The organism is Chryseobacterium limigenitum (genome assembly GCF_900114875.1).
GTDB lineage: Bacteria > Bacteroidota > Bacteroidia > Flavobacteriales > Weeksellaceae > Chryseobacterium > Chryseobacterium limigenitum.
This window is the reverse complement of the sequence record NZ_FPKW01000016.1, coordinates 1-26,529: the sequence shown is the minus strand read 5'-3', so window position 1 is coordinate 26,529 and position 26,529 is coordinate 1. Positions and strand designations below refer to the sequence as shown.

At 32.8% G+C, this 26,529-nt stretch carries 27 protein-coding genes and 1 tRNA gene; 14 read left to right on the top strand and 14 right to left on the bottom strand.

Annotation, left to right across the window (positions count from 1 at the left end; translation table 11 throughout):
- Nucleotides 1–11: 11 nt before the first annotated feature.
- From BT156_RS16450 to BT156_RS16425, 7 genes are all read right to left on the bottom strand, one after another.
- Nucleotides 12–521: an NADH-quinone oxidoreductase subunit NuoE family protein gene (locus tag BT156_RS16450; RefSeq protein ID WP_072411697.1), complete on the bottom strand. Its 510-nt coding sequence runs from the start codon at nt 519–521 to the stop codon at nt 12–14.
- A 127-nt stretch (nt 522–648) separates the two neighbouring features.
- On the bottom strand, nt 649–1,872 hold the full coding sequence (nuoD, locus tag BT156_RS16445) for an NADH dehydrogenase (quinone) subunit D (protein ID WP_072411695.1): 1,224 nt from the start codon (nt 1,870–1,872) through the stop codon (nt 649–651).
- Nucleotides 1,873–1,943: 71 nt separating this feature from the next.
- Entirely contained in the window at nt 1,944–2,438 is a 495-nt protein-coding gene (locus tag BT156_RS16440) for an NADH-quinone oxidoreductase subunit C (RefSeq protein ID WP_072411693.1), read from the bottom strand.
- Between the two features lie 5 nt (nt 2,439–2,443).
- The gene (locus BT156_RS16435; protein ID WP_047397471.1) at nt 2,444–3,004 is read right to left on the bottom strand and encodes an NADH-quinone oxidoreductase subunit B; all 561 of its coding nucleotides are present in this window, start codon (nt 3,002–3,004) and stop codon (nt 2,444–2,446) included.
- A gap of 102 nt (nt 3,005–3,106) precedes the next feature.
- Nucleotides 3,107–3,478 carry an NADH-quinone oxidoreductase subunit A gene (locus tag BT156_RS16430; RefSeq protein WP_054512955.1) on the bottom strand — a complete coding sequence of 124 codons (372 nt, stop codon included), beginning with the start codon at nt 3,476–3,478 and terminating at the stop codon, nt 3,107–3,109.
- 121 nt (nt 3,479–3,599) lie between these two features.
- The gene (locus BT156_RS22200) at nt 3,600–3,776 is read right to left on the bottom strand and encodes a hypothetical protein (RefSeq protein WP_170857334.1); all 177 of its coding nucleotides are present in this window, start codon (nt 3,774–3,776) and stop codon (nt 3,600–3,602) included.
- A gap of 89 nt (nt 3,777–3,865) precedes the next feature.
- Entirely contained in the window at nt 3,866–4,999 is a 1,134-nt protein-coding gene (locus BT156_RS16425; RefSeq protein WP_072411691.1) for a GTP cyclohydrolase, read from the bottom strand.
- Nucleotides 5,000–5,105: 106 nt separating this feature from the next.
- Here BT156_RS16425 and BT156_RS16420 point away from each other — a divergent pair, with 106 nt between their 5' ends.
- Nucleotides 5,106–5,816: a zinc metallopeptidase gene (locus BT156_RS16420; protein WP_170857333.1), complete on the top strand. Its 711-nt coding sequence runs from the start codon at nt 5,106–5,108 to the stop codon at nt 5,814–5,816.
- Here the strand turns inward: BT156_RS16420 and BT156_RS16415 are convergent.
- From BT156_RS16415 to rbfA, 7 genes are all read right to left on the bottom strand, one after another.
- A complete protein-coding gene (locus BT156_RS16415) occupies nt 5,813–6,418 on the bottom strand; it encodes an IMPACT family protein (protein ID WP_072411689.1) in 606 nt (201 codons plus the stop codon). The genes BT156_RS16420 and BT156_RS16415 overlap by 4 nt on opposite strands.
- Before the next feature lie 5 nt (nt 6,419–6,423).
- Nucleotides 6,424–7,443 carry a bifunctional diaminohydroxyphosphoribosylaminopyrimidine deaminase/5-amino-6-(5-phosphoribosylamino)uracil reductase RibD gene (gene ribD / locus BT156_RS16410; protein ID WP_072411687.1) on the bottom strand — a complete coding sequence of 340 codons (1,020 nt, stop codon included), beginning with the start codon at nt 7,441–7,443 and terminating at the stop codon, nt 6,424–6,426.
- Nucleotides 7,444–7,503: 60 nt separating this feature from the next.
- A complete protein-coding gene (locus BT156_RS16405; RefSeq protein ID WP_072411685.1) occupies nt 7,504–9,309 on the bottom strand; it encodes a DUF349 domain-containing protein in 1,806 nt (601 codons plus the stop codon).
- 76 nt (nt 9,310–9,385) lie between these two features.
- A complete protein-coding gene (locus tag BT156_RS16400) occupies nt 9,386–10,123 on the bottom strand; it encodes a shikimate dehydrogenase family protein (protein WP_066752164.1) in 738 nt (245 codons plus the stop codon).
- A gap of 60 nt (nt 10,124–10,183) precedes the next feature.
- Nucleotides 10,184–11,989, bottom strand: a complete 1,806-nt coding sequence (locus tag BT156_RS16395; RefSeq protein WP_072411683.1) for an endonuclease — start codon at nt 11,987–11,989, stop codon at nt 10,184–10,186.
- A gap of 48 nt (nt 11,990–12,037) precedes the next feature.
- A complete protein-coding gene (locus BT156_RS16390) occupies nt 12,038–13,243 on the bottom strand; it encodes an ABC transporter permease (RefSeq protein ID WP_072411681.1) in 1,206 nt (401 codons plus the stop codon).
- A gap of 3 nt (nt 13,244–13,246) precedes the next feature.
- Nucleotides 13,247–13,606: a 30S ribosome-binding factor RbfA gene (gene rbfA / locus BT156_RS16385; RefSeq protein ID WP_072411679.1), complete on the bottom strand. Its 360-nt coding sequence runs from the start codon at nt 13,604–13,606 to the stop codon at nt 13,247–13,249.
- A gap of 92 nt (nt 13,607–13,698) precedes the next feature.
- Between rbfA and mce the strand changes: the two genes are divergently transcribed.
- The 13 genes from mce to BT156_RS16320 all read left to right on the top strand — a co-directional run.
- Nucleotides 13,699–14,097 (top strand): methylmalonyl-CoA epimerase, encoded by a 399-nt coding sequence (gene mce, locus BT156_RS16380; protein WP_072411677.1) that lies wholly within the window; start codon nt 13,699–13,701, stop codon nt 14,095–14,097.
- Nucleotides 14,098–14,159: 62 nt separating this feature from the next.
- Nucleotides 14,160–14,233 (top strand) — tRNA-Ile (locus tag BT156_RS16375).
- Between the two features lie 304 nt (nt 14,234–14,537).
- Nucleotides 14,538–15,593: a fibroblast growth factor gene (locus BT156_RS16370; RefSeq protein ID WP_072411675.1), complete on the top strand. Its 1,056-nt coding sequence runs from the start codon at nt 14,538–14,540 to the stop codon at nt 15,591–15,593.
- A 109-nt stretch (nt 15,594–15,702) separates the two neighbouring features.
- On the top strand, nt 15,703–16,002 hold the full coding sequence (locus tag BT156_RS16365; RefSeq protein ID WP_072411673.1) for a helix-turn-helix transcriptional regulator: 300 nt from the start codon (nt 15,703–15,705) through the stop codon (nt 16,000–16,002).
- 213 nt (nt 16,003–16,215) lie between these two features.
- Nucleotides 16,216–17,766 carry a primase-helicase family protein gene (locus BT156_RS16360; RefSeq protein WP_139255504.1) on the top strand — a complete coding sequence of 517 codons (1,551 nt, stop codon included), beginning with the start codon at nt 16,216–16,218 and terminating at the stop codon, nt 17,764–17,766.
- Nucleotides 17,763–18,263 carry a ribonuclease H-like domain-containing protein gene (locus BT156_RS16355; protein WP_072411669.1) on the top strand — a complete coding sequence of 167 codons (501 nt, stop codon included), beginning with the start codon at nt 17,763–17,765 and terminating at the stop codon, nt 18,261–18,263. The genes BT156_RS16360 and BT156_RS16355 overlap by 4 nt, the downstream gene beginning before the upstream one ends.
- A 1-nt stretch (nt 18,264) precedes the next feature.
- Complete coding sequence (locus tag BT156_RS16350; protein WP_072411667.1) at nt 18,265–19,542, top strand: DNA polymerase; 1,278 nt, start codon at nt 18,265–18,267, stop codon at nt 19,540–19,542.
- A 42-nt stretch (nt 19,543–19,584) separates the two neighbouring features.
- Complete coding sequence (locus tag BT156_RS16345; protein ID WP_139255503.1) at nt 19,585–20,487, top strand: hypothetical protein; 903 nt, start codon at nt 19,585–19,587, stop codon at nt 20,485–20,487.
- Nucleotides 20,488–20,593: 106 nt separating this feature from the next.
- Complete coding sequence (locus tag BT156_RS16340) at nt 20,594–21,841, top strand: site-specific integrase (RefSeq protein WP_072411663.1); 1,248 nt, start codon at nt 20,594–20,596, stop codon at nt 21,839–21,841.
- 107 nt (nt 21,842–21,948) lie between these two features.
- Complete coding sequence (locus tag BT156_RS16335) at nt 21,949–23,937, top strand: AAA family ATPase (protein ID WP_072411661.1); 1,989 nt, start codon at nt 21,949–21,951, stop codon at nt 23,935–23,937.
- The gene (locus BT156_RS16330; protein ID WP_072411659.1) at nt 23,924–24,913 is read left to right on the top strand and encodes an HNH endonuclease; all 990 of its coding nucleotides are present in this window, start codon (nt 23,924–23,926) and stop codon (nt 24,911–24,913) included. Before BT156_RS16335 ends, BT156_RS16330 begins: the two co-directional genes overlap by 14 nt.
- A gap of 906 nt (nt 24,914–25,819) precedes the next feature.
- Complete coding sequence (locus BT156_RS16325; protein WP_072411657.1) at nt 25,820–26,197, top strand: hypothetical protein; 378 nt, start codon at nt 25,820–25,822, stop codon at nt 26,195–26,197.
- A 42-nt stretch (nt 26,198–26,239) separates the two neighbouring features.
- On the top strand, nt 26,240–26,529 hold a 290-nt coding region (locus tag BT156_RS16320), incomplete at its 3' end, for a transposase (RefSeq protein WP_034676731.1).

Below are 26,529 nucleotides of genomic sequence, written 5' to 3'. Positions count from 1 at the left end.
TTAAAATTTATTTAGCCCAAATCAACCTGTCCTGCTCTGCAAAGATCCAGAATTTCGTCAACTTTTTCTATCGTTAAATTTTCATGAAAGAATTTTCCTAACTGCAACATTGGCGCGTATCCACAAGCACCAAGACATTCAGCCGGCTTTAATGTGAACATACCGTCTTCAGTAGTTTCTCCATCCTTAATATTCAGTTTAGTTCTGATATGATCGAGGATTTTTTCGCTTCCGCAAACCATACAAGGTCCCGTTCGGCAAACTTCCAAGACATATTTACCAACCGGTTTCATATTGAACATGGTATAAAAAGTAGCTACTTCATATACTTCAATTGGCTTAATACTTAATAATTCAGCAACATAATCCATCACAGGAACGTCTAACCATCCTCCGAATTCTTTCTGTGCTATGTGTAGAACAGGAAGAAGAGCAGATTTTTGTCTACCTTCAGGATATCTCGCCATAATTTTATGTACCTGTGCTAAACTTTCCGGTTTAAAAGCTATTGTTTCGCTCATTTTTTATCTAAGATTAAAGAGTAAAGAACAAAGAAAAAACATTCTGAAGTCCGTTATTCTAAATTCGTATTATATTGGGTTGAAGAAAGTCTTTTATCTTTCTTCTTTTATCTTTTTGTCTATTATATTATGCGTCTAATTCTCCCGCAATAATATTCATACTACACATTGTCACAATTGCATCAGAGATTACAGAACCTGTGATCATCTCAGGATAAGCCTGATAGTAGATGAAACATGGTCTTCTGAAATGTAGTCTGTAAGGACTTCTTCCACCATCACTCACTAGATAGAAACCTAATTCTCCGTTTCCACCTTCTACAGCGTGATACACTTCACCTTTAGGAACATCAGTTTCTCCCATTACAATTTTGAAATGGTAAATCAATGCTTCCATTTTGCTGTAAACATCAGCTTTTTCGGGTAAATAGAAATCAGGGACATCCGCGTGGAATGGTCCTTCAGGAAGATTATCGTATGCTTGATTAATTATTTTAAGAGATTCCCAGATTTCCTGCTGACGAACCATGAAACGGTCGTAAGTATCACCTGCAGTTCCTACCGGAATGATAAAGTCGAAATCTTCATAAGAAGAGTAAGGCTGTGCAACTCTTACATCATAATCTACACCAGATGCACGTAAATTTGGACCTGTAAAACCATAGCTTAATGCTCTTTCTGCAGAAATTGCTCCTGCGCCAATGGTTCTGTCCATAAAGATTCGGTTTCTTTCTAATAACTGACCGAATTCTGCAAATCTTGCAGGGAAAGTTTTTAAGAAATCTTTCAGTAACTCATGGAATTTTGGAGTGAAATCTCTTTCAAAACCTCCGATTCTTCCCATGTTTGTTGTCATTCTTGCTCCACATATCTGCTCATACATATCATAAATACGTTCTCTTTCGATAAACATATACGTAAGACCTGTAATTGCTCCTGCATCCATCCCGGTTACCCCATTACAAATAAGGTGGTCACCGATTCTTGCCAATTCCATCAAAATTACACGCATGTAGTCTACACGCTTGGGAACTTTAACGCCAATCAGCTTCTCAACTGTCATGTGCCAACCTAAATTGTTGATCGGTGCAGAACAGTAATTCATACGGTCGGTAAGGGTGGTGATCTGAGAATAATTTCTTTTTTCAGAAATCTTCTCAAATGCTCTGTGGATATATCCCACGGTCTGCTCTGCGTGAAGGATTCTTTCTCCGTCCATCGTTAAGATATTCTGGAAAATCCCGTGAGTAGCAGGGTGAGTAGGTCCTAAATTAAGGGTATATAATTGACCATCAATTTGCTCCTTACTGTCGTATTGGTTTAGTATATTAGATAATGAGTTATCTTTCATAATATATAATTGATATTGATAAGCGATAATTGATCATTCATCAATCATCATTAATCATTTATATTTTAATTTTATCTTCCGAACATGCTATCGTTCTTGTCTGTTCTTGTGCCATCTTCAAGACGATATTCTTTCAACATTGGGTGGTATCCAAGATCTTCCATATTTAAAATAGCTCTAAGATCAGGATGTCCTTTAAATTTAATTCCGTAGAAATCAAAAGTTTCTCTTTCCATCCAGTTGGCTCCGGCGTATAATTCTACAAGAGAATCAACTTCGATATTTTCTCTGGACATAAATATTTTCAAACGGATTCTGAAATTGGCCATCATATTATGTAAATGATATACAACACCTATTTCTTTGTCCGGATATTCAGGGTAATGGATTCCACAAATATCTGTAAGAAAATTAAATTCCAGCGATGAATCTCTAAGATAGTGAATAATCTTTTTAATATCCTCTTTCTTCACTTCAACAGTCAGCATTCCATAAGGTTCTGAACTTGAAATTACAGATTCCGGAAATTCTCTTGTGATTGCTTCTAATACAAATTCGTTTGTCATTTCCGTTAGTTGCTAATGTTGTAAGAATCTAGTAATTTTTGGTATTCAGGCATATCTCTTCTTCTGATGCTTTCGCTTTCTGCTAAAGCCTGAACCTGCATTACACCTTCAATAATCTGCTCCGGTCTTGGCGGGCATCCGGGAACGTAAACGTCAACCGGAATAATTTTATCAATTCCCTGTAAAACAGAGTATGTATCAAAAATACCACCGCTGGAAGCACAAGCTCCAACAGCAACGACCCATTTTGGCTCAGCCATCTGAGTATACACTTCTTTCAGGACGGGGCCTAATTTTTTAGATATCGTTCCGCAAACCATCAACATATCTGCCTGTCTTGGTGAGAAAGAGTTTCTTTCCATACCAAATCTTGAAGCATCATAAGTGGGGTTCAGGGTAGCCATAAACTCGATACCACAACAAGAGGTTGCAAATGGTAACGGCCAAAGAGAGAACTTTCTAGCCATCCCGATTACACTGCTCAGTTTCGTTGCGAAAAAGCCTTCTCCTTCAAATCCTTCGGGAGCAGGTGCATCTGTTCTTATTACTGGTTTGTTATCTGACATTTTGTAGTGATTTTAGATTTTAAATTAGATTCTAAATTGTTGTTAATGTTAACTTTAGTTTAAAATCATCATCTAAAATTTATAATTTTTAATTTAAAATTTTTATTTATCCCAATCTAACGCACCGCGTTTCCAAACATAGAAAAATGCTACGAAGAAAATCGCAACGAATGTAAGTACGGCAAAGAATCCTTCAAATCCGAATTCTCTGAAGTTTACAGCGTAAGGATAAAAAAATACGATTTCAATATCGAATAGTACGAATAATACCGCAGTCAAGAAATACTTGATAGAAAACGGTGTTCTGGCATTTCCTTCCACAGGAACTCCACATTCCCAGCTTTGGTTTTTAACAGAATTTCCTTTTTTCTGCTGTGGGCCTAAAAAATGCGCTCCAAGTAATGAAACTGCTACGAAAGCAACCGCAACACCGGCTTGGATAAGGATTGGAATATAACTTTCAGGTAAATTCATTTTTGCATTATTATCTCAATTTGCAAATTTACAGAATAAACAAGAAAGCATGAAATTAATAACCTTAAAAGTGGGATTAAAATTAGGAAAAGCGGTAATTTAGAATCAATAAAAATAGTTGTTATTTCTTCATTTTTTTGAGGACAGAGTAGGCCATAAACGAAATGTAAGCAAAAAGGATACTTGCGTACATTATGTTAACTACAGTATTTGTTCTGTCGTCTTCCATTTTAAAGAACAAATTATAAGCGATAAAACCTGCAATTAAAATCGCAAAAATAATAAGATGTGGCTTCATTATTGGGTGGTAGGGGTTTGTGAGTTTTAGAGTTTGAGGGTTTTAGAGATGAAGTTATTGAGTGTGTTGAAAATTGGTAAGATTACCAATTACTCATTACTTATATTCAGAGAGTACGTTCTTCTTCTTTTATGGTTTGTAGGATTGTAATCCTGCCAAAGAACCTGTACACTCTTGTTTTCCTCTAATTCAGGGTTGGTTTCTGCGAAATCAATTCCCATACTTGTAAATCGGACGAAAATTTCTTTGAAAATAATAGCCGTTACACCACGTCTCTGATATTCAGGGTGAATTCCGATAAGGTAAAAATTGGCTCTGTCATTTTTCTTGCTTGCCTGTAAAAAATGCCACCATCCAAACGGAAATAATTTACCTTTAGATTTCTGTAAAGCTTTTGAATATGAGGGCATTGTGATTGCAAAAGAAACCAATTCCTGGTTTTCATCAACAACACAAATTACATAGTTTTTATCAATAAAAGGGAAGTATTTTTCTCTGTAGGTCTGGATCTGTTCATCAGAAATTGGAGTGTATGTTGAAAGATGTTTATAAGTTTCATCTAATAATTTAAACATAGGTTCTACATAGGGTAAAATCTCTTCTTTTGAATTGAAATGTAGAACTTTAAGCTTGTATTTCTGAGCAATTAGACCACTGAATTTCTCTACTTTTTCAGGTAAAATTTTGGGAAAATTCATCTCAAATTCTACCCATTCTTTTTCTTTTGTAAGTCCAAGATCTTCAAGATGTTTAGGATAATATTCGTGATTGTAAATACCGATCATTGTTGCCAATTTGTCGAAGCCCATCGTTAGCATTCCTGCTTTATCAAGGTTTGTGAAACCCATTGGTCCCTCAATTTTGTCAATGTTATTTTCTTTGGCGTAGTCAATGGCTTTTTGAATTAAAGCTTCCGAAACTTCTTTATCATCAATAAAATCAATCCACCCGAAACGGACTTTTTTAACGCCTAATTCTTTTTCCTCTTTATGATTGATGATCACGGCGATTCTTCCAACTACCTTATTGTTTTTTATTGCCAGATATTGTTTTGATTCTGAATAGTTTAAAGCCGGATTTTCTTTTGCATCCCAAATTTTAAATTCATCCTTAATAAAAGAAGGAACATAGTAAGGGTTGTTTTTATAAAGATCCATCGGAAATCTTACAAATTGTTTTAATTCTTTTTGGCTTTTTACTTCAATAATTGCAATTGTAGACATAGTTTAGTAGGGCTAATTGTAAAGCAAATATAAATAAATAAAATGTAATACTTTGGCACAGTTTTTATATCTTAAAGGTTAAAATTATACATTAAATCAAATAAAAATGATTGGTTATTACATAATTATTGGTATTTCAATGTTGGTAAGCTGGTACGTTTCATCAAAATTGAAATCCAAGTTTGCATATTATTCCAATGTACATCTTAGAAATGGGCTTTCCGGAAAAGAAGTTGCAGAAAAAATGTTGAGAGATAATGGAATTAACGATGTTCAGGTGATTTCGGTTCCCGGACAGTTGACAGATCATTATAATCCTGCTGACAAAACCGTCAATCTTTCTGAAGGTGTTTATATGCAGAGAAATGCCGCGGCTGCAGCTGTTGCTGCTCACGAATGTGGTCACGCCGTGCAACATGCTGTGGGATATTCTATGCTTCAATTGCGCTCAAAATTGGTTCCTATTGTTAATATCAGTTCTAATTTGATGCAATTTGTTCTTATCGCAGGTATTGGTATTATGGCTGCGACTCGATCAATTCAAGATCCAAACGGAAATACAATAGTTTTGGCGATCGGAGTTTTGATGTTTGCCTTTACTACTCTTTTTGCTTTTGTGACGCTTCCTGTGGAATATGATGCGAGCAACAGAGCAATGAAATGGCTTAAAGATACCGGAACTGTTACTGCTGAAGAATACGTTGGTGTTCAGGACAGCCTGAAATGGGCAGCGAGAACTTATGTTGTAGCAGCAATCGGATCTTTAGCACAACTTCTTTACTGGGCATCTTTATTGATGGGAGGAAGAAGAAATTAATCAATAAATTCAAACGAAATATTATGCATCTCTGACAATTTGTCTGAGATGCTTTCTTTTTGTGCTATTTTTAATGACGCTGTGAGGATACAGTTTTCATTAGCGTCAAAATTTAAAACCTTAGCATCAAATTTAGAAAGCAATGTGAAAATTGTGTTTTGTTGATTAAAATTAAACTGAATTTCTATTTCCGTCTCCAATTCTTTTGTGATGATGTTGGCTTCTTCTAAAGTGATTTTTGCACATTCTTTATAAGCCTTAACCAAGCCTGAAACTCCCAGTTTTGTCCCGCCATAATAACGGACTGAGATCACCAGAACATTTGTAATTTCATGAGCCAATAATTGATTGTAAATTGGTAATCCTGCACTTCCGGATGGTTCGCCGTCGTCATTTGCACGATAATTCTCTCCATTTAAACCCATTCTGAAAGCGTAACAATGATGGGTTGCTTTTGGATGCTCTGATCTAATTTTTTCTAAAGTAGTTTTAAGCTCAGTTTCATTATTTACAGGGAAGGCAAATCCAATGAACTTGCTTCCTTTTTCTTTCAGTAAAGTATTTTCTATGGGTTTTTCTATGGTTTTGTACTCGAACGCCATTATTCTTATTTCTTATAAAATTGGATTACATTATCTCTAAAATTCTCAATTTTACTGGGACTATACTGGAATTCCGGAGCATTTGTCCCATTTTCCAACTTTAAATTTTCATTTTTAATGACAATCGCTTCATCCCAAAGATTTGCATTAATGAATTGCTGTAAAGTAAAACTTCCGCCTTCAATAATTACAGATTGAATGTGTTCTTTATATAAAGCTTTCATTAAATCTGATAGAAAATTTTCTTTTTCAATTTTAATAAAATGAATATTTCCTTCAATTCCGTCTTTAGTTGTATTAAAAATTAAAGTTTTTGCCTCGTTATTGTATATTTTAAAATCTCTTGGAATTTTTAAATCAAAATCAATTAAAATTCTTACGGGATTTACGCCTTCAACATTTCTTACAGTAAGGCTTGGATTGTCATTCAGAGCAGTTTGAGTTCCAACTAAAATCGCATGTTCGTCAGCTCTTAACTGATGAACGAATTGGTTCACCAAAGAATTTGAAATAGAGTAGGGCTTAAAATCTTTGTCCATAAATCCGTCTCCGGATTCTGCCCATTTTAGAATAATATAAGGTCTTTGCTTTTCGTGATAAGTGAAAAATCTTTTATTAAGGTCGATACATTTGTTTTCTAAAACGCCTGAAATAGCTTCAATTCCTGCATCCTGAATAATTTTTTTTCCTTTTCCGTTCACTTTATCATGAGAATCCATTGCACCAATTACTACTTTTTTGAAACCAAGTTCCTTAATTTTTAAAGCACAAGGCGGAGTTTTTCCATAATGCGCACAAGGTTCCAAAGAAACATAAATAGTGGATTCAGGAATGAGATCTTTGTTTTTTACCGAATTAATAGCATTGATTTCAGCATGATTTTCACCGGCTTTATGATGATAACCTTCACCGATAATTTCTCCGTTATGAACGATAACGCTTCCTACCAAGGGGTTTGGATAGGTTTTGCCCAAAGCTTTCTGAGCCAATTCGATACATCTTTTTATATAAAATTCGTCCTGCATAGTAAAGAAAAAAGCGAAGACAAATTTCTTTGCTCCGCCTTTTTTAGATTTTAAATTATTTTATTCTCCAGCGATAATTTTGTGAAGATTTTGTTTTAAAGTTTCCAAATGAGCTTTCTTCTCGTCGATCGAATCGAAAGTATCCTTCAACATAAGATTTTCTCTTGACGGGTTTTTGAAGAACGCCAAGTTGTTTTCCAATTTCACTATTTCAGATTCAAGGTCAGAAATTTGGCTCTTGATTTTTCTTGCTTTATCGGTTAATTGGTTTTCAGATAAACCTTCTTCTTTTAATTCAAGTTCGTTGATCTTATTCAGCTTCAATTTCTCTCTCAACGTTTTGTTGAATTCAGAATTGATCGCAATTTTATCTCTTGGAACTTTTCCGATATTGTTCCAGGCAGATTTTATAGCTTCAATTCTCTCAATACTTCCTTCTTCGTTTGAAACGGTTTTTAAGTCTTCAAGAATTTCTTTTTTGTGCTTGTAATTTTCTTTCCAGTTATCGGTAGAAGCGTTGCTTTTTTCTCTGTAATTGTTGAAGAAAGTATTACATGCATCACGGAACTCATCCCAGATCTTGTTCGTCATACTCTTTGGAACGTGACCAACTTTTTTCCAGTCTTCCTGTAGCTTTTTGAATAACGGAACTGCGATATCCCACTCTTCATTATTCATATTGTCTTTTGCAGTCTGGATCAATTTTAATTTTTCATCCAGATTGGTCTGCTGAGAACCTTTTAAAGACTTATAGTAATTGTTTTTTGCAGTATTAAAAGCTCTGAGTGTTGTTTTAAAATCATTCCAGTTTTGATTGGAAGATTTTCTTGGAACACTTCCGGTTTTTAAAAACTCAGAACGAAGATCTTCAACTCTTTTGATGGAATTCTGCCAATAGCTGTGGTTCGGAGTATCAGACGGCTCAGAAAGTTTTTTGATTTCTGTGATGATCTGATTTTTCTTTTCAAAATTTTCATTTTGCTCAGATTCAATCGCCGCAGAAAGCTCAGATTTTCTTTCGTGGATTTTGTTGGAAATTTCTTTAAATTCTTCCCAAGTCTTCTCACGGAATTCTTCTGCAACAGGTTCTGCTTCCTCCTTCCAAAGTTTATGAAGATATTGTAATTCGTTTAATGCTTTTTGGATTACTGGTTCGTTCTCCAATTCTTTAGCGCGAGCAATAATGTGTTCTCTTTTTTCAAGATTGTGACTGTATTCCTGCTCCAAAAATTCTTTATTAAGATCCAACATCTGATAAAACTGGTTCAAATGGTGGAAATAATTGTTGTTAAGAATCTTGAATTCAGATTTTGCAACCTGTCCCGCATGCGACCACTCTTCTTTTATCTCACGAATAGATTTGAAAAGATTAGTTCCCGGTTCAGAATTGGTATAAAGATTTTTAAGTCTTTCGATGATACTTTGACGGTGATCCAGATTTTTTTTCTGCTCTTCTTCCTGTCCTTTTTGGAAATCGTCGTGTTTTTCTCTGAAAATATTAACCAAGGCAGAAAATCTAGCCTGTGAAGGATGCTCGTAACTGAAATTTTCAGCCGGATTTCCGCCTTCTACATATTCATGTTTTTTGTCTTCCACTTCATCGTGGATAAAATGACTTGCTTTTTCTTTTAGTACATTGAATTTTCTAAAATCTTCACCGGCATTAGGCGTGTTGATGATTTTTTCCATTTCCTTCAAAGCCTCGCTCAATGTGATATCCGCAACAGCATGCTCCTCATGATGTTCTGCATCATCTTCATGTGCATTTTCCTGAGCAGGTACGGTGTTCTCTGATGTTTCTTCTGGAGATACTTCGGTAGAAATTTTATTTTCTTCGTTTTCAGAAAGATTATTTTCTGTTGTCATAGCAAATCTATATTATGTGAATGGAGTTAATATCCTTTAAAAATAGCTTAAAAGCCAATTTGAGTACTAATTTATGTTATTTTTTTTGAAAATTCCAAATTTCCCAAGCTTTTTCTGCTTGCTGTTCAAGCATGTAATAACCATTCACGGTTTTTGCTCCTTTTTCTGAAGCTTTAATGATGAATTGCGTGTAGTTTGGATTGTAAATAAGATCTATAATTAAATGTTCCTTTGAAAGACCTTCAAAAGGGAAGTTTAAACAGTCTTCCACATTCGGGAAAGTGCCTACAGGAGTGCATTGTACGATGATTTTATGATTCTGAACAGTTTCTTTATCCAGGTTGTCAAAATTAATTTCCGAATTTCTTGAGATGATTTTTGAAGAAATTCCATGCTTATCCAAAGCATATTTTACAGCTTTTGCCGCACCGCCATTTCCTAATATTAAAGCAGAATCCTGATGTGATTTTTTATGAAGAAGCAATGTTTTTTCAAAGCCGACGGCATCTGTATTGTAGCCGATTTTTTTACCATCCTGAATTAAAACACAGTTTACGGCACCTATTTTTTCCGCTTCATCACTTAATTCGTCCAGATAATCAATGATTTTTTCTTTATAAGGAATCGTTACATTAAAACCCAAAAGGTCGGGTGTTGAAAATAAAGCTTCCACTTCATTAATTTCATTTAAATCAAAAATACTATACGAAAAGCCTTTTAGCATCAGCTTTTGAAATTTATCTTCGAAGTATTTTTTGGAAAAAGAATAAGAAATATTTCTTCCTATTAAGCCTAATTTTTTATTGGAATCCATCTATCAAAAATAAAAAAAAGACCGAATAAATCGGTCTTAGTTTAAAAATATTTTTTTCTGTTATTCTACAATGAATTTTGTTGTAGCAATATCAGTTTTAAGAATGTAATTTCCTTTTGTAAGTCCTTTAAGATTGATCTTATTAGAGTTTTTAAAAGGGTTTGCAATTGTTTCGATCAATTTTCCTGATAGGTCATAGATCTGTGCTTTTGTAATTTTGCTTAAGTTCTCCCCTTTTACAGAAAGCTCGTTGTTTTTAACCGGGTTAGGGTAGATGCTGAATGCTTTCTGTTTTGCAGTTTCAGATGTTCCTAAAGAGTTGTAACAAGTCCAAGAAAGATCATCAATGGCAACTCTGTTTGAAGTTACGGGATTAACGATTTTAATGATAATATCTCCGCTTACATTAATATTGTTAATGGTAACTGATGCTGTTGGAGCCGTTGCAGTGTAAGGTATTGTTCCTACAGTTACCCCATTTACCTGAACATTAAGGCTTCCCGGATCTCCTGAGAATTTTAGCTGAGCTTTTAAAGATAAACTTTGTATACCTCCTGAAATGGTAGAGCTTGTAACGTTCCCGTTTCTGATTGTAATTGCTTTTCCTGAAATAACTGTTTGGTCAGTTCTTGCGTCTGTTGCAATCCATGTAATATTATTGTTTGTCCATGTTTGCGTTGCATATCCTGAACCTGTAGAAGGAATTGTTTCAAAATCTTCAGTTCCACAGCTAGTATTTCCTCCGGATTGTCCTGCAAGGGTAGTTTCCGTAGCTGTATTACTTACCGGAGATGAGTTTCCAGAAGCATCCTTAGCAATAATATAGAAATTATATAATGTAGAAGATGATAAATTTGAAACAACAGTTGAAGTTAAAGAACCTGAAACAGTAGCTTTTAAAACTCCGTTTGCATAGATGTCATAAGATGTTACTCCAATATTATCTGTAGCAGCAGTCCAGCTTAAAGCAATAGAGTTTGAAGTTGGGTTACTCGCAGCCAAATTCGTAGCAGCTGTCGGAGCCTGAGTATCTACAACCGGTGTTCCCCAGATAAGTTCAGCAAATTCTGGATGATCAATAAAAGGATTTTTATTTGATTGGTATATATAAGTTGCATTATTTCTTGAAACTTCAGCAGGCGATACCGGATCTGAAGCGTTCCAATCTAAAAGCTGATTAAGCTCCCAGGTCTGTAGTCCCGGATATGCAGTTGTTCCAAGCATATCTCCTGTTCCATTTGCAGAGGTAAAACTCCCGAGTTGAGATTGGTACCTTGTTACAAAATAAAAGATCATTCTTGCAACATCACCTTTAAATGCATCAATCGGTTCAAATACAATTCCTGAATATCCAGCAGAAACAGATGTTCCTAATTTTGAGCCATTTAGAGAAGTGAAAGAAGCTGAACCTACTTTTCCGAAAGGGTAATTAGATCTCATTCCGTTTACTTTTCCGTCAGTTGCTCTGATGAAATTTACATCGGCTACCATTGGTGAAGCTTCACTGAAAAGACTTTGAGGGACAATATGTTCTCTGTTGTAACAGTTTCCTTCAGTTGTATAATTACCACATTGGTTAGTCCCAATTGTATAGTTGTAAGGATCTGCTCCGGTCGGGTTTTCAGAGTAAATATCTAAAATAGATCCGTCATTTTCATAGAAATAATCGCGGTCAGTTGTCTGATAAGCAGTCCATAAACCATTGTAAGTTTTAGCCTGATGACCGTCCGTAATAATTTGACTTAATTTGTTTTTTAAGGCAATGCCCGTTAATCCTGCCGTTCCATCGTAGTAGGTAGCAGGAGCTTGTGAAAATGCATTAATAAATGCAAAAATCATTATAAAAGGAAGTAGAGTACGTTTCATTATTAAAAATTGGGCGATAAAGGTACAAAAAATTAAAAAATCTACTTATTAATTTTTAGTAATATACTCTTTACTGATCTTAGAGAATGCCCATGAAATAATAAAGCCGAACAGGGAAGCGGTAATGGCCACAGTGAAATAATTTTTGCCAACAATTCTTACAGGAAAAGGAAGCGTTTCATTAGCTTTAAAAAACTCAGTGTATAATTGAAAATAGCAAAGTGCCGTACCCAATATTAAGCCGGAAATAACGCCTAAAACCACAATGAGAATTCCTGTATAGAAATAAATTCTTCTTAAATGACTTAAAGGAAAACCTAACGAAATCAATGATTTGGCCTGTTCTTTTTTGTCGAGCTGTAAAATAATGATTGCTCCTGCAAGATTGAACGTTGTAATGAAAATCACCAAAGCAAAAATCAGATAAATGAATAATTTTTCGGTGTTGATCATTTTCCAGAATGCGGCATTTTCTTCTTCTTTGGTTTTGATTTCAACATCTTTTCCAAGAGAAGATAACAGTCTTTGCTTTACTGAATCTGTGTTGTCAGGATTTTTTAATTTAATGACAATCTGATAGGCAGAATGTTTAGGCAAATTAAGTAATTCCTGAGTCAGTTCTATCGGTGAAATAATATAATTGTCTAATTGATCCTTTCCCGGGAAAACTCCGGTAATCAGAATATCCTTTTTGTTATAGATGTCTTCTTCTTTATTAATAATACCAGTTCCGGGCTTAGGCATAAAAAGCGTTGCATAATCACCGGAAGAAGCTATAGGAATGGATAATCTGTTGTCTAATGAGTTTTCCATTAATACTTCATTCGAGTATTCGAAACTTGGATAAGATCCGTAAAAAACGTCTTTATCAATAGGATTAACCTTTGTATAAGCAGAATCTACACCTCTTAAATAGGCAATATCTCCTTTTCCGTTATAGCTGATGTATATTTTTTCTTCAATAACTTTTGAAAAACTGCTGATCTCTTTATCGTTTTTTAAAACGTTATCAACTTTATCGATATTTTTGATTGTTTTTCCGGTACTGCTCTTTAACGTTAAATCGGCATGAAGATTAGAAATAAGGTCTTTATTAAGATCTTCAAGACCTGAAAAAACAGAAATAATTACAAACATTGCAGTTACAGCAACTGTCATTGCCCCTACCGCCAGCCACGTAATAAACGTAACGGCAGTACTCCCTTTTTTTGATAAAAGGTAGCGTGAAGCTATGTAAAATGCAATGTTTTTCAAAATCTATAAAATAGGATTGTCGCCTTCGCCTCTTAGTTCTTTTTCAAGTTTTTCTACATCATCAAGGGCAGTATCCAAATAGAAATTAAGCTGTGGAATGATTCTCACCTGCTTACCCATTTTCTGACCGATAAAATTTCTGTACTGAGTTTTATTTTCCTCAATTTCCTTCATGATAGAAGCTCTGAATTCCTGAGGGAATATGCTTAAATAAATTTTGGCAATACTCAAATCCGGAGTTATTTTTACATCCGAAACGGATACTAAAAAACTTTGTTTGCTTTCTGCAGCCTGTTTGCGGAAAAGTTCTGCGAAATCTTCCTGTATAATCTGTGCTACTTTTCTTTGTCTGTTACTTTCCATAAGTTGTGCAAATTTAGTACTTTTGTTTGAATTGCTATTTGAAATTTGATACCATTATCAAATTTACGACTTAATTATATTTATTTTTATTTATGAAGCTAGAACATATTGGCATCGCGGTCAAATCTTTGGGACTTTCTGATGAACTGTTTACGAAACTATTAGGCAAGAACTCTTACAAAAAAGAATCCGTAGAGAGGGAAGGAGTAGTTACTTCTTTTTATGAAACAGGAGAAAGTAAAATTGAGCTTCTGGAAGCCAGTAATCCAGAAAGCCCCATCTCAAAATTTATTGATAAGAAGGGAGAAGGCATCCATCATTTGGCTTTTGGCGTCGAAAATATAGTTGAAGAGGTTGAAAGATTAAAAAAAGAGGGATTTATTTTCATCTCGGAAGAACCTAAAGAAGGTGCTGATAATAAATTGGTTGTGTTCCTCCACCCTAAATCAACTAATGGCGTGTTGGTAGAACTTTGCCAAGAAAAGCAATAAAAAGTTTTGTAGTGAAAGAAATTTTACTATTTTTGCAATCACAAAATTTAACCAAATTTTGAGGTCCTATAGCTCAGTTGGTTAGAGCACCTGACTCATAATCAGGTGGTCCCTGGTTCGAGCCCAGGTGGGACCACTACAAAAACTCGACAAGCCCCTATTTATGGGGCTTTTTTATTTCCCAAAACCACAACGCTGAAATATACGCTTAAACTTCCTCGGAAAAGCCTTGCTGTATTGACTTCGCAAGGATGTGGTTCTATTTTAAAATAAAAATAAAAATGATTTTGTGATCACAAATATGAAGAAGTCATTTTACTATTTTGCCTCCGTAATACCTTTGCCTAAAGAGCAATCAAAAGTTTCCATTTTCGTCAACTTGCAATATTTCTTAAAATTTCCACGAATATTTTTATATTAGTCCTTCTAAAAGTCTTACTATGAACCGTAATGATAGAACTCCCCTTGAATTAACAGAATTATCTTTGGAATCAGTAGCCAAAGTTTTTAATTTTTTAGAAAATGTTCTTAAAGATTACCTTTTAGAAATAGATACTTTTGAAACAGAATTGCAGAAATATTCACTCTTAGAGCAGTATTTTATCTGTGAATACGGTTCAATCTATTATTCAAAACAGAAAATTAACTCTCTTTTGAAATCTCGATCCTTTAATGGTTATGAAGACTTTCAGATAAACTTCATAGAAGAAAATGCTGATAACTTTATTAAAGGGGTTGAAGGGATGAGAGAATCCTTAAAAAAATTAGCAAAGAATCATAAACGAAAATACGGAGATTTTACCATTTTCAAACTTCCTGATGGATTCATAGAGAAGCCTATTGATTTTAGACTACCGCTGTATTTTGCTGTTGAAGATGCTCGAGATTTTGAAAAAAGGTTGGGAAACAAACTAAAAACAAAATCAGATTTCAAACAAGAGGTATATACAATTCTTGGAGATATTTTACAGGAAGAGGATATTCAATTGTTCTTTGATAATTCTTTTGCCTATTCAACCAATCCATATCCAATAATGCTATTGTATCTCACTATTAATAAGAAAACAGAATTTAAGAAAAAGATGCTACAACTTTATACAAGCTATTCCAATTATTATCTACGTGGGAAAAGTCAGTATGAGAACTATTATATCGAATATCATTCAAACTTAGCGGAGCAGATAAAGAACAAAAAAATCAAGAAAACTGTATTGAATTCTGAAGGTTTATTGGTTGATACAGGAGAATTTATTGAACTGACAGAACCACGAAGTCATTTCTATCCAAAAATCAAAGACAAAGAGGATAAACAGAAGTTTATAAGGGAACTTAAATTATTTCGTCTCCCTGAAATCACCAAAGAAGATTTCGCAAAAATCTTATACAATTCATTTGTCCATATCCGTGAGGGATATTTTGAAGATATTATTGAAAACCCTGAATTATCTCTGGAACAATATCTTAAACAGGTTTCTACTGAATCAATAAGAAACTAAAAGACATACATCGTATGTAAAACGTGCAAATATCGTTCTGATTTTACACATCGTACTAAAAAAAATTCTTCGCTATTCTACTTTTGACCTGTCAAATTGAGACAAGGTCATGGATAACAACGCACTAACATATCATCTAACAAAAGTTTTCTCGGAACTGGAGATTCGAATAGCAGAGAGAGTACTATCTCTGCTGACGGAGCAAGGCATGACTGCAGGTATGTCAGCAGGTTCGGAAAAGCTTTTGACTGATAAGCAAATATGCGAACACCTCCAGATCTCAATTTCACATTTCCACAACTTTAAGAAAGCTAGTTCCGATTTTCCTTCTTATGCGATCGGTAAGAATGTCCGGTATAAGCTTTCTGAGGTTGAGGGATTTTTAAAGTTTAATCGAAAAATCAAATAACAAACAAATGGATAAAAATCCGGAGGAAGATTTCGTGATGCAAATCAGGGAAATAGAAAATGAATATATTTTAATAATCGAGAATAAGATTAGAGAAAAATTCCAAACAATTGGTGAAGCCTTTAAATTTTGGCTTAATTAAAATGAAATGAAAAAAGAAGTTGAAATGCATAACAAATTCGCAAAAATATGGCTCGAACAATGGTACAAGAAATGGCACAGAAAATAGTTCATATTCCATGGTATCTGAATGAGGATGGAATAGTAAAAGTCAGGTCTGTTGATTTCTATAATTTTTTAGATTTCTTGGGGATCAAGCGTTTGAAAGAGGAGAATTCCTACGAATTCGCCGTAGTCAGAGAAAACATAATAAGAAGGATTCCCAAATCAGACATTGTTCGAATGCTTTTAGACTGGTTAAGTGAAAATTTTGAAATGTTTAAGCAGGAAGATGTTGAATTAGATGATGTACTGGATGCGTTTATAAATAAGTCAAAACTTTTGTTGGATGATAAGGCACTTTATTTCATAAAAACAATTGAGTATCGCAAGCAAATGGATAGTCCTGACGACAGTTATATTTATTTTTTAAATACGGCGGTGCATATATCGAAGGAATCTATTTCATTGGTCAATTATAAAGATTTGCAATGGCAGATTATGGAGCAACAAATCCTGCCAAGAACCTTTCATACGTCCAAAAATTTAAATTCAAAGAAGTCAATTCCGTTTCAGCAGTTTGTAAATAACCTTGCAAAGAATGATCCCGAAAGGATTCTGCCTTTAGAAACTACTCTTGGTTATATGTTACATCGACATAAAAACTTTGCATTAGCTAAAGCAGTGATTTTTATGGATGAGAATATGAATGAAATAGACTTGGTAGAAGGGGGGACAGGAAAATCACTGTTGATGAAAGGCGTAGGACATATGCGTAATGTTTGTGAAATATCGGGTAAAGGTTTTAAAGGGAGCATGTTTGATTTTCAGAGAGTAAATACCGAAACGGATATTGTTTTAATTAATGATGCTAATCCAAATCTCAGTTTAGATACTTTTTATAACATAACCGCAGACGGCTTTGCAATCAATAGGAAATATAAATCAGAAATACTGCTTTCTTATGAAGAATCTCCGAAGATTGCTTTTACAACTAATTACGTACTGAAAGCACCTGCGGGGAATAGTACTGATAGGAGACGAATTGAATTTGAAGTTGCTCAACATTACGGAAAGAATCTAACAGTCTACAATGATTTTAAGCATTTCTTTTTCACTGACTGGAATCAAAAGCAATGGGATGAATTTTCATACTACATGATGCATTGTTTACAAAGTTATTTGAACAACGGTTTAATGGAAGCTCCTTCTATAAATCTTACCGAGAGAAGACTTATCAGTGAGCTTGGAGTTGAATTCTTAGAATTTATGGAGGAAGAATTAAGCAGTAAGAAAAAACTTCATAAGAAAGAGTTATTCAGTAAGTTTTCAAAAGGAGGATACGTCAATCAGAGGTATCTCCCGAATCAGAGGACATTTACGACAAAAGTTAAGAAATATCTTGAATACAAGCAAATTAGTTACAAAGAGACTCCTCTAAATACTAAAATGTACTTTGAAATTCTGACTGAAAAGGACTTAAAGCCACTTATCACAATTGATAACATTGATACCAATTATAAAACGGTTGATACTGCTAATAAAATGACACGGCTGTCTAAACAGTTACAGAAATTATTTAACAATGAAAACGTAACAAAATGAATAAACAGAAGATCCTTGTCATAGACTTGGAGACTACGGGATTAGACCCATTTACAGACTATATTGTGAGTATTGCTATATCTGTTGAAAAAGGAAAGGGATTTAACATTGTTCTCCCTTTTTATAAAAATAAAGCCAAAGCTAAAGAATTCTTACAACCAATTTTACCACTATTAGAAGATGAAACAATTACTAAAGTTTTTCACAATGCCAAGTTTGATTTAAAATTCTTTCATCAATACTGTATTGAGATCAAAGGTGAAGTCAGGGATACAATGATCTTAGATTATCTCTTGGATCCCAACCGTAAAACCCACGGATTAAAGGGTATTTCCGAATTACATTTACAATACCATCAAATTTCCTACAAAGAGATGCTTAAAGACAGAGATATTACCGAAGTTCCGAAAGACGAACTCACCAAATATGCCTGTGAAGATGCAGACCTAACTCTGCAATTATATCATTATTTAACTCAACAATTAAATCAAAACTAAAATGAATATAGCTATTAATCAGTTAGAACACGATTTAATCCGTGTTCTCGTTAAGATCGAACTCAATGGTGTGAAAATAGATGTCAAAAAATTAACCGATGTAGAATGTCAGTTATTGAATCGACTACAAACGACTACCGAAAAAATAACAGAAATTGCAGGAACAGAAATTAATCTCAACAGCAATGAACAGCTGAGTACTCTGCTTTTTGAAACATTGGAACTTCAACCGAAAGTTACTTCCAAAGGTAAATCAGAATTAATTTCTGTTGACAAATCACACTTGGAGAATCTTAAAGATGACCACAAAATAGTTCCGTTAATCTTGGATTACAGAAAAATCAACACTCTACTAAACTTCTGTACTCAATTGAAAGAAGTCCATCCAAAAACAAAAAGGCTTCATTGCAATTTAAATCAGACTGGAACAGCAACAGGAAGATTTAGTTGTAGTGATCCGAATTTACAGAATATCCCCAATGTAAAGCTGAAAGATAAGGAAAGTGAAACTGACGAGCTTAAAATTATTGCTTCTAAGTTCAGAGAGGTTTTTATTGCTGAAAAAGGATGTGTGCTGATTGGTGCTGATTATTCGCAGATTGAGCTTAGGGTTATGGCTGAAATAAGTCAGGACACTTTTTTACTCCATGCGTATAATAATGGTATAGATATTCACGAACTAACGGCTTCTAAAGTGTTCAATTGTAAAATTTCGGAAGTAAGCGAAGAACGGAGGAAGATTGCAAAAACAATCAACTTTGGTTTGATCTACGGAATGTCAGCAATAGGTTTAGCAGAATCTCTTACATCAATTACAAAAAAACATCATTCTACAGAGGATGCTGAAAAGATGATGAGTGAATATTTTAGCCAGTTTAAAGGAGTCGAATCTTGCTTGGAGGGGTTAGTTGATTATGCCGATCATCATAGTTGTTCCAGAACATTGTTCGGAAGAACCAGACTAATTCCAGAACTCGCTTCTAACGATATGAGGATTCGTGAAAAAGGAAAACGTCTGGCGATGAACTCCCCTGTACAGGGGAGTGCAGCAGATATTATTAAAATGGCAATGGTAAACTGTGATAAAGCGATTTTAGAGAAGGGGTTGCAGTCAAAAATCATACTCCAAATTCATGATGAACTGCTGTTTGAAGTCCCTGAAAATGAAGTGGAAATTATGGAAAAGCTGATAAAACATGAAATGGAAAATGTAGTCGGGCTTTCTATACCGCTTACAATAGAACTTGGTAAAGGGGCTAATTGGGCTGTTGCGCACTAATTTATAAACTTATTTTATTGTCAGATTTTTAAACCAAATACAATGAACAGTAATTTATATAAAACACAAGTTGACTTCATATCTATGAAAATAGATAGACAAGAAGCATCGAATCTTAACTGGAATAACCTTGTGGACCATCCGACATTACGTAATCGATATACCTTAGTTGAAAAAGCTGGTCCAAATTCCAAAAACTTTTCTCTTTATGTTATGAGTTCAGGAGAGATTACGATTAACCTCAGCATCCCATATTTTTTATTTGGACATAATTATCATACTGTAGAAAATGAAGAATTACAGGATTTCTATATCATCATTAAAAAGATTCTGGGAATAGATATTAAAAAGTCGGAAGTTATTGAGTTGGAATATGGCGGGTACTATGATTCAGAAATAAGTCCTGAAGAATTTTTGAAGAAAATTTTGAGGATGCATAATCATGATCTTATCTATTCAAAATCTTATATGAGGATGTTTGAAGATAAAAAACAGGGTATTTGCTTCAAAATATATGATGCTGTTGAAAACGCAAAGCGAAAAAGGACTTACACAGCTGAACGTTTTACAAGTGAACATATTATCAAATATGAAATAAAAGTGAAAAAGCCTGAGAAGATTTTCAAAAGTAAATTGTTGTTCGAAACTCTACTTGGAGAACCAGCCCAAAATTCGGCTTTAGTTCAACTTAAGAAGACGCTTACTAAATTAAAAAGTCAATTGGTTCTACCATACGAGAAAAAAGTAGAGCCTGTAAAGTACGATTTGATTAATATAATTTATACAGCAATGAAAAATATTGAGAATCATCATCCTGAACATATTTCAATATTTAAGCAACTTATGGATGTAATTGATGAAAGTCCTTTGTCTTCTTCCCAGAAAAGCAAGAGAAGAAAAGCAATTCAATACTTAGAGGAGCAGTACGAATTTTCTCCTTTTTAATAAAAACTTTAGCCCTAACAGTTGTAGCGCATAGCGGTTTAGGGCTAAGGTTACTACAACAAAACTATGTCTCAAAATTCACAGTTAACAATCAAAAATTAAAACAATGGCAACATTTAAATTTATCCTGAGTAAGCTTGATTATCAGAAGAAAAAGAAAAGTCCTGAATCCCTTCTGATGCTTAGGTATACTCATAAAAAGAAAACAACTCATTTTTCAACTCATAAGAATATTGATGAAAAATACTGGGATGAAAAAACACAAATGGTAAAGAGAAGTTATCCTGGTTCTGATAGGTTTAATATCTACATTAAGGGAATTCGTCAGAAAGTGGAAGATATAGTTAATGAAATGCTGATCAAAAGCGATGATCCAACCACAGATTATGTGAAATCTATTTATACATCCAATAAAACTGGGACAGAGAAAAAGAAACAATACACTTTTTTTGAATATGCGGAAAAATATTTGGAAAATGGTAAGAATCGTCTTACAGGGAGTACTATTAAAAGCTACCGTACTGCTTTGAATAAGCTTGAAGATTATCAAGAGTATAGCAGAAATAAATTAGATTGGATGAGCATCGATATTGATTTCTATTATGATTTCATGGATTTTTATACAGGAATTGAAGGCTTAACTAACAATGGTTTTGGAAAAATTATCAAAAATCTAAAAGCAATATTAAACTCAGCAACAGAGGACAATTATAATACTTTCACAGGTTATCAGCACAAAAATTTTAAAACCGTAAGGGAGGAAGTTAACAATATTTACCTCAACGAAGATGAGATTGCAAAACTTATAAAATTAGATTTGAGTGGTGATAGAACAATGGAGAGAACGAGGGATTTATTTGTTTTTGGTTGTTATACAGGGTTGAGGTTTAGTGATTTTAGCCAAGTAAAGCAAGAACATATTGTTGGTGATGTTCTTAGGATTAAAACCATAAAAACGAGCGAATGGGTAAATATTCCAATTCTTCCAGCAGTTAGAGAAATCATGGATAAATACAAAGATAATCCGAACAATCTTCCGAAGTCAGTATCTAATCAGACAATGAATAGGAATCTGAAAGATTTAGGGGAAATGGCAAAAATTAATGATAAGATTCTAAAAATTAGAAATAAAGGCAAAGAAAGGGTTGAGGAAAATCTTTTAAAATATGATATGCTATGCACGCATACTGCAAGAAGATCTTTTGCAACCAATATGTTTAAGAGAGGTGTTCCTACAAGAGTAATTATGAATATTACAGGACATAGAACCGAGAAGGCATTTAATAGTTATATCAAAATATCGCAGGATGAGAATGCTGAATTGTTGAAAGAGTATTTTAGTAAATCTGCTTAGATTTGAAACTAAGACCAAATATAAACCTGCTGCGAGCAGGTTTTATTTTTTATATATGATTAATATTTTTACATTTAAGCCAATAATAACCATTAACAAAAATTAAAATGAGTTTTAAACTAATAGCAATAAGACCATTAGAGAATTGTAATCCTAATTTTTTAAAAAATTTAGAAATCGGGAATATTTATAAATTTTATAATGATTACACTTTTGAATTAGATAATGACGGAAAAGAAATAGAAAAAGTTGATCACAATCCCTCTATTAATGAAAATCTATATAGTAGGGGAGATGTAAAGATAAATGTATCAGCTATTGTAGGTAAAAATGGAAGTGGTAAAAGTACTCTTATAGATCTATTAATATGTGCAATAAATAATATATCATTTGCATATGGTTTTCAAGTGAATTTTAGTGGTTTAGATAGTGAAATAAAGCTTGAACATATTCCTAAGATTAATGTTGAATTTTATTTTACTGATGTAGATAGATGTATAAAAATTATAGTTTGTGACAATTCAATTTTTGTTTCAAAGGCAAAGTTTGGAAAAAATTTCACACAGCTTTTAATAGGAACTAAAGAAAAAAAATTACAACTATTTAAAAAATTCATAGATGATAACTTTTTTCATACTCAGGTTTTAAACTATTCCCTTTGGGCATATAATCATCATGAAATGGGTTATGAAAAGGAAAAACCTGGTTTCTGGATTAATCATTTATTTCATAAAAATGATGCTTATCAAATTCCTATTGTTTTAAATCCTTACAGAGAGCAAGGGGGAATAATAGCTCCTAGTAAAGAGAAAGAATTGGCGGAATCTAGGTTAATTTCAAATATCCTGCAGCCACATATTAATGCAAAGCGAATTACAGATAATTTAAGTGCGGAAAAGTTAAAATTAAAATTATTAGCTGTTTCTGATTTTCAGAATCAGCATTTGTATAGAGATGATACCAAACAAGGTGTGAAATTCAAAGATATTGAAATAAATCCCAAGATTCTTGAATTGCTATTTAAAAAAAATGGATTGATATTAGGGAATTTTACAGATGAAAAATGGAATGTGGTAAAAGTTTATTTAAATTGTAAAATAGCTAAAATAGCTACAAAATATAAAGAATATATAGATTATTTTGATCGTAATAAAAGAAAATTTCACGATGATAAAATAAAAAAACTAGTTGATGATCTTTATAAAGATTCTACTCATATTACTTTAAAATTACGACAGGTATTTAACTTTTTAAAATATTCAGAAGAACTAAATATTAATTTGAAAAGTACCAACATATTTACTGCTTCTTATTCTAAGTTAATTACTGCTTTACAAGTTAACCATACAAATTTGAATGTTGCAGAGTTGATTCCCCCACCAATATTTCGGATTGAAATATTATTAAATTCTAAGAGTAAAAATAAAAATATACCATTTAAATCTTTAAGTTCTGGCGAAAGACAAATGATATATATATTGAATACTGTTTTCTATCACTTATATAATCTTAATTCCGTTAAGAAAAAAAAAGATAAGATTAAATATACGAATCTCAATGTTATTCTTGAAGAGATAGAACTATATTTTCATCCGGAATATCAAAGGGTCTTTATAAGCCGTCTATTGGATGGTATAGGAAATCTTAACTTATCTAAAGTAAATTTGAATATATGTTTTATAACTCATTCTCCATTTATTTTATCAGATATTCCTGTTCAAAATATAATGTTTTTGGAAATGGATGAGTCCACAAATGAGCATGGAGAAAGTATTAATTCTTCAAAACAAATATTTAATAGAGATAGGACTTTTGGCTCCAATATTCATGATTTACTTTCAGATAGCTTTTTTATGAAGAATGGTTACATGGGTGAGTTTGCCACAACAGTCATTGAAGATTTAATCAAAAAGTTAAAAAGCGTGAATGTTACCGATCAAAATATAGAAAAAAATAATATTGATATTATAGGAGATTTTATTATTAGAGAACGATTGGAAGATATGTACAAAAATAAATATCAAGAATCTACAGAAAGTTATAAAAATTTCATAAAGGAAGAATATAAAAAATTTTTTGATAATGATAATAATTAATTTAAAGAATAGGTTAGATAAAAAAGAGTTCAAGTCTGTAGTTGATTTTGAGTTAGAGTATTTATTGAAATTTAAAAAAAACACGAAGCCTCAAGACAAGCTGCAGGAACTAAAAAATAATACATCGGATATAAATGAAAAGAAAATAGTTACTTATTTGATTCGAAATTTTGATTCAATAATTATCGAAAAACCTAACAAATTAAAAAAAATTATAGATCATTTTAAGACTCAAAAATGGGAAGAGATAATTTATAAAAGCTCGAAGACTACTGATTTTGGCACAAAATTATTAGAATGTTTTGGTTATAAAGATAGATTTAGGGATGGTAAAACTAGGGGGATTTGGCTTGCAGAAAAAATTAATCTAAAATCGTGTTGTTACTGTAATGCACAGTACGGAATTACTATAAAAGGTAAAAAAGCTTTATTTCAGTTTGATCATTTTTTCCCAAAAACAAAATATCCATATTTATCAATATCCCTATATAATTTAATTCCTTCTTGTGCGAACTGTAATAATACTAAAAACAGGACTGATTTAAATTTGGAGGAGTATTTTCATCCGTATTTTAATAATTTATCTGATTTAGCTAAGTTTCATTTAGAATACGATCCTGATCCTAGAAAGATTTTCACTTTTAAAGAGTTGAAAAAACAGAATTTGAAAGTGAATTTTATAGCTAAAGCTGTAGATACCTTTGATATTGTTTCCAAACATAATGAACTTTATTCAATTGAAGATATCTACAATTGTCATCACGATATAGCAGATGAAATTCTAATGAAGTCTATTATTTATACGCAAAAACTTATTAAGAATCATTTGAAAATAGACGGTTTATTTCCCGATAAAAAAACCTATCTAAGATATTTATTTAGTAATTACATTAATGAAAGTGAGATTCATAATCGGCCACTTTCGAAATTTACACAAGATTTACTAAAGCAGTTTAAGATTATTGATTCTTACTAAAATTTCTTTCAGTGTCTTTTTATTTAGGAGGAAGGCACTCAAAGAAACGTGGGTTTATCTGCGGATCCAGAACTTAAGAACAAATAAACTTAAAAAGAAATATGACATAACCTCCCGTTAAAATAGGTTTGCAAACATTTGCTTATTTAACTCGGCGAAGTCCAGAAGTAATTTTGGATTACACAACATATGTTAGTTATAATTCCAAAATATTCAAAAAGAATTCAAGCTGAAAATTAAATAATTCCTTTGTAGAAAATGTTTTCAGCGATGTTCTATAAAATCAATTGTAAAATCTGATATAGATTCCTAATTAAAAGTTTTTCAATGGAGAACATTCGTGAAAATCGTTCACAGCATTACATTTATTTGAATTTTCATTGATCCAAAGGAATAAGAAGAATTACTATTTTAGATTCGAATGGATTAATAAATATGAGATAGGTTTTTGAAAAAAAGAAAGAGAGGCGGTAAAACCGCCTCCAGTCAGTTTTACAGAGATCTTTTTTTAATTCAAGTTCTTAACTAAGGTATTTAATTATGTTATTAATTATAAGTGCAAAATTGATGAAAATGTAATGCAGGTTTGGTAAGAATGAAATGTAAGTTTAGTGATATTAAAATGCAGGATCATTCAGATTGAAATGCAAAATTAGGTGAATTGAAATGCACGGTTGGGGATAAAGTAGTACTGTTACTCCCTGAAAAAATAGTGGTTGTATTGATTTAATACGAAAGTAGTCAGATGAAACCTCTTGAATACAACGAAAGAATCGAGTGTTACAAAGGTAAAAAGAAGACATGAAGCAGTCAACTTCTTTCTGTAGTCAGTAGTAGATTGAATCTCTTGAACTTACCTCTACTATCAAGTAATAAAACAAAACTTACCACATTAAAAATAGTAAAATGAAAAAATATGACGATGAAAATTTTAATAATGAATACGAAGAATATTGGTTATATGGATTTTCGAAGAAATTAACAATAGAGATTCCTTTTGAAATTTTATCAAATAAAGAATTGTCCTTTAATGAAAAACTGGTGTTGGGGCTGGATTTTTCCCTGAAAAAGAAACTCGGTTTTAATCAAATGACAAATAAGAAGATTGGAGAATTCCTGAATCTACATTCTAATATTGTTGGGAATTGCAGGAAAAATCTAGTTGAAAAGCAATATTTAATTAAAGAAGGGAGAAAATATTTCTTAACTGACCATTATAAAACTATTCAGGAATCAGAAATTGATGATGCCAATAAAGTAGAAAATAAAGATTGGAGTTGCTAACTTTGTTAGGACACAATTCTTATACTCTTTATCTTTAAGAGTATGAAAAAGATCAGAAAAAATTACAGTCTAGAGTTTAAGATCCAAGCAGTATCTTTAAGTGAGCAGCGAGGCAATGTATCCTCGGTAGCTGAAGAATTGGGGATCTGTAAAGAAAGTCTCGTTAATTGGCGAAAACTTCACAAAGAAGGTAAACTTAGCAAGGAAAAACAAATATCCTCTGATCCAATAAGGGAAGAGTTATTGAGACTTCGCAAAGAACTAGAAGAAACAAAGCTTGAACGTGATATCTTAAAAAAGGCGGTAGGCATCTTCTCCAAGAGAGACGGGTA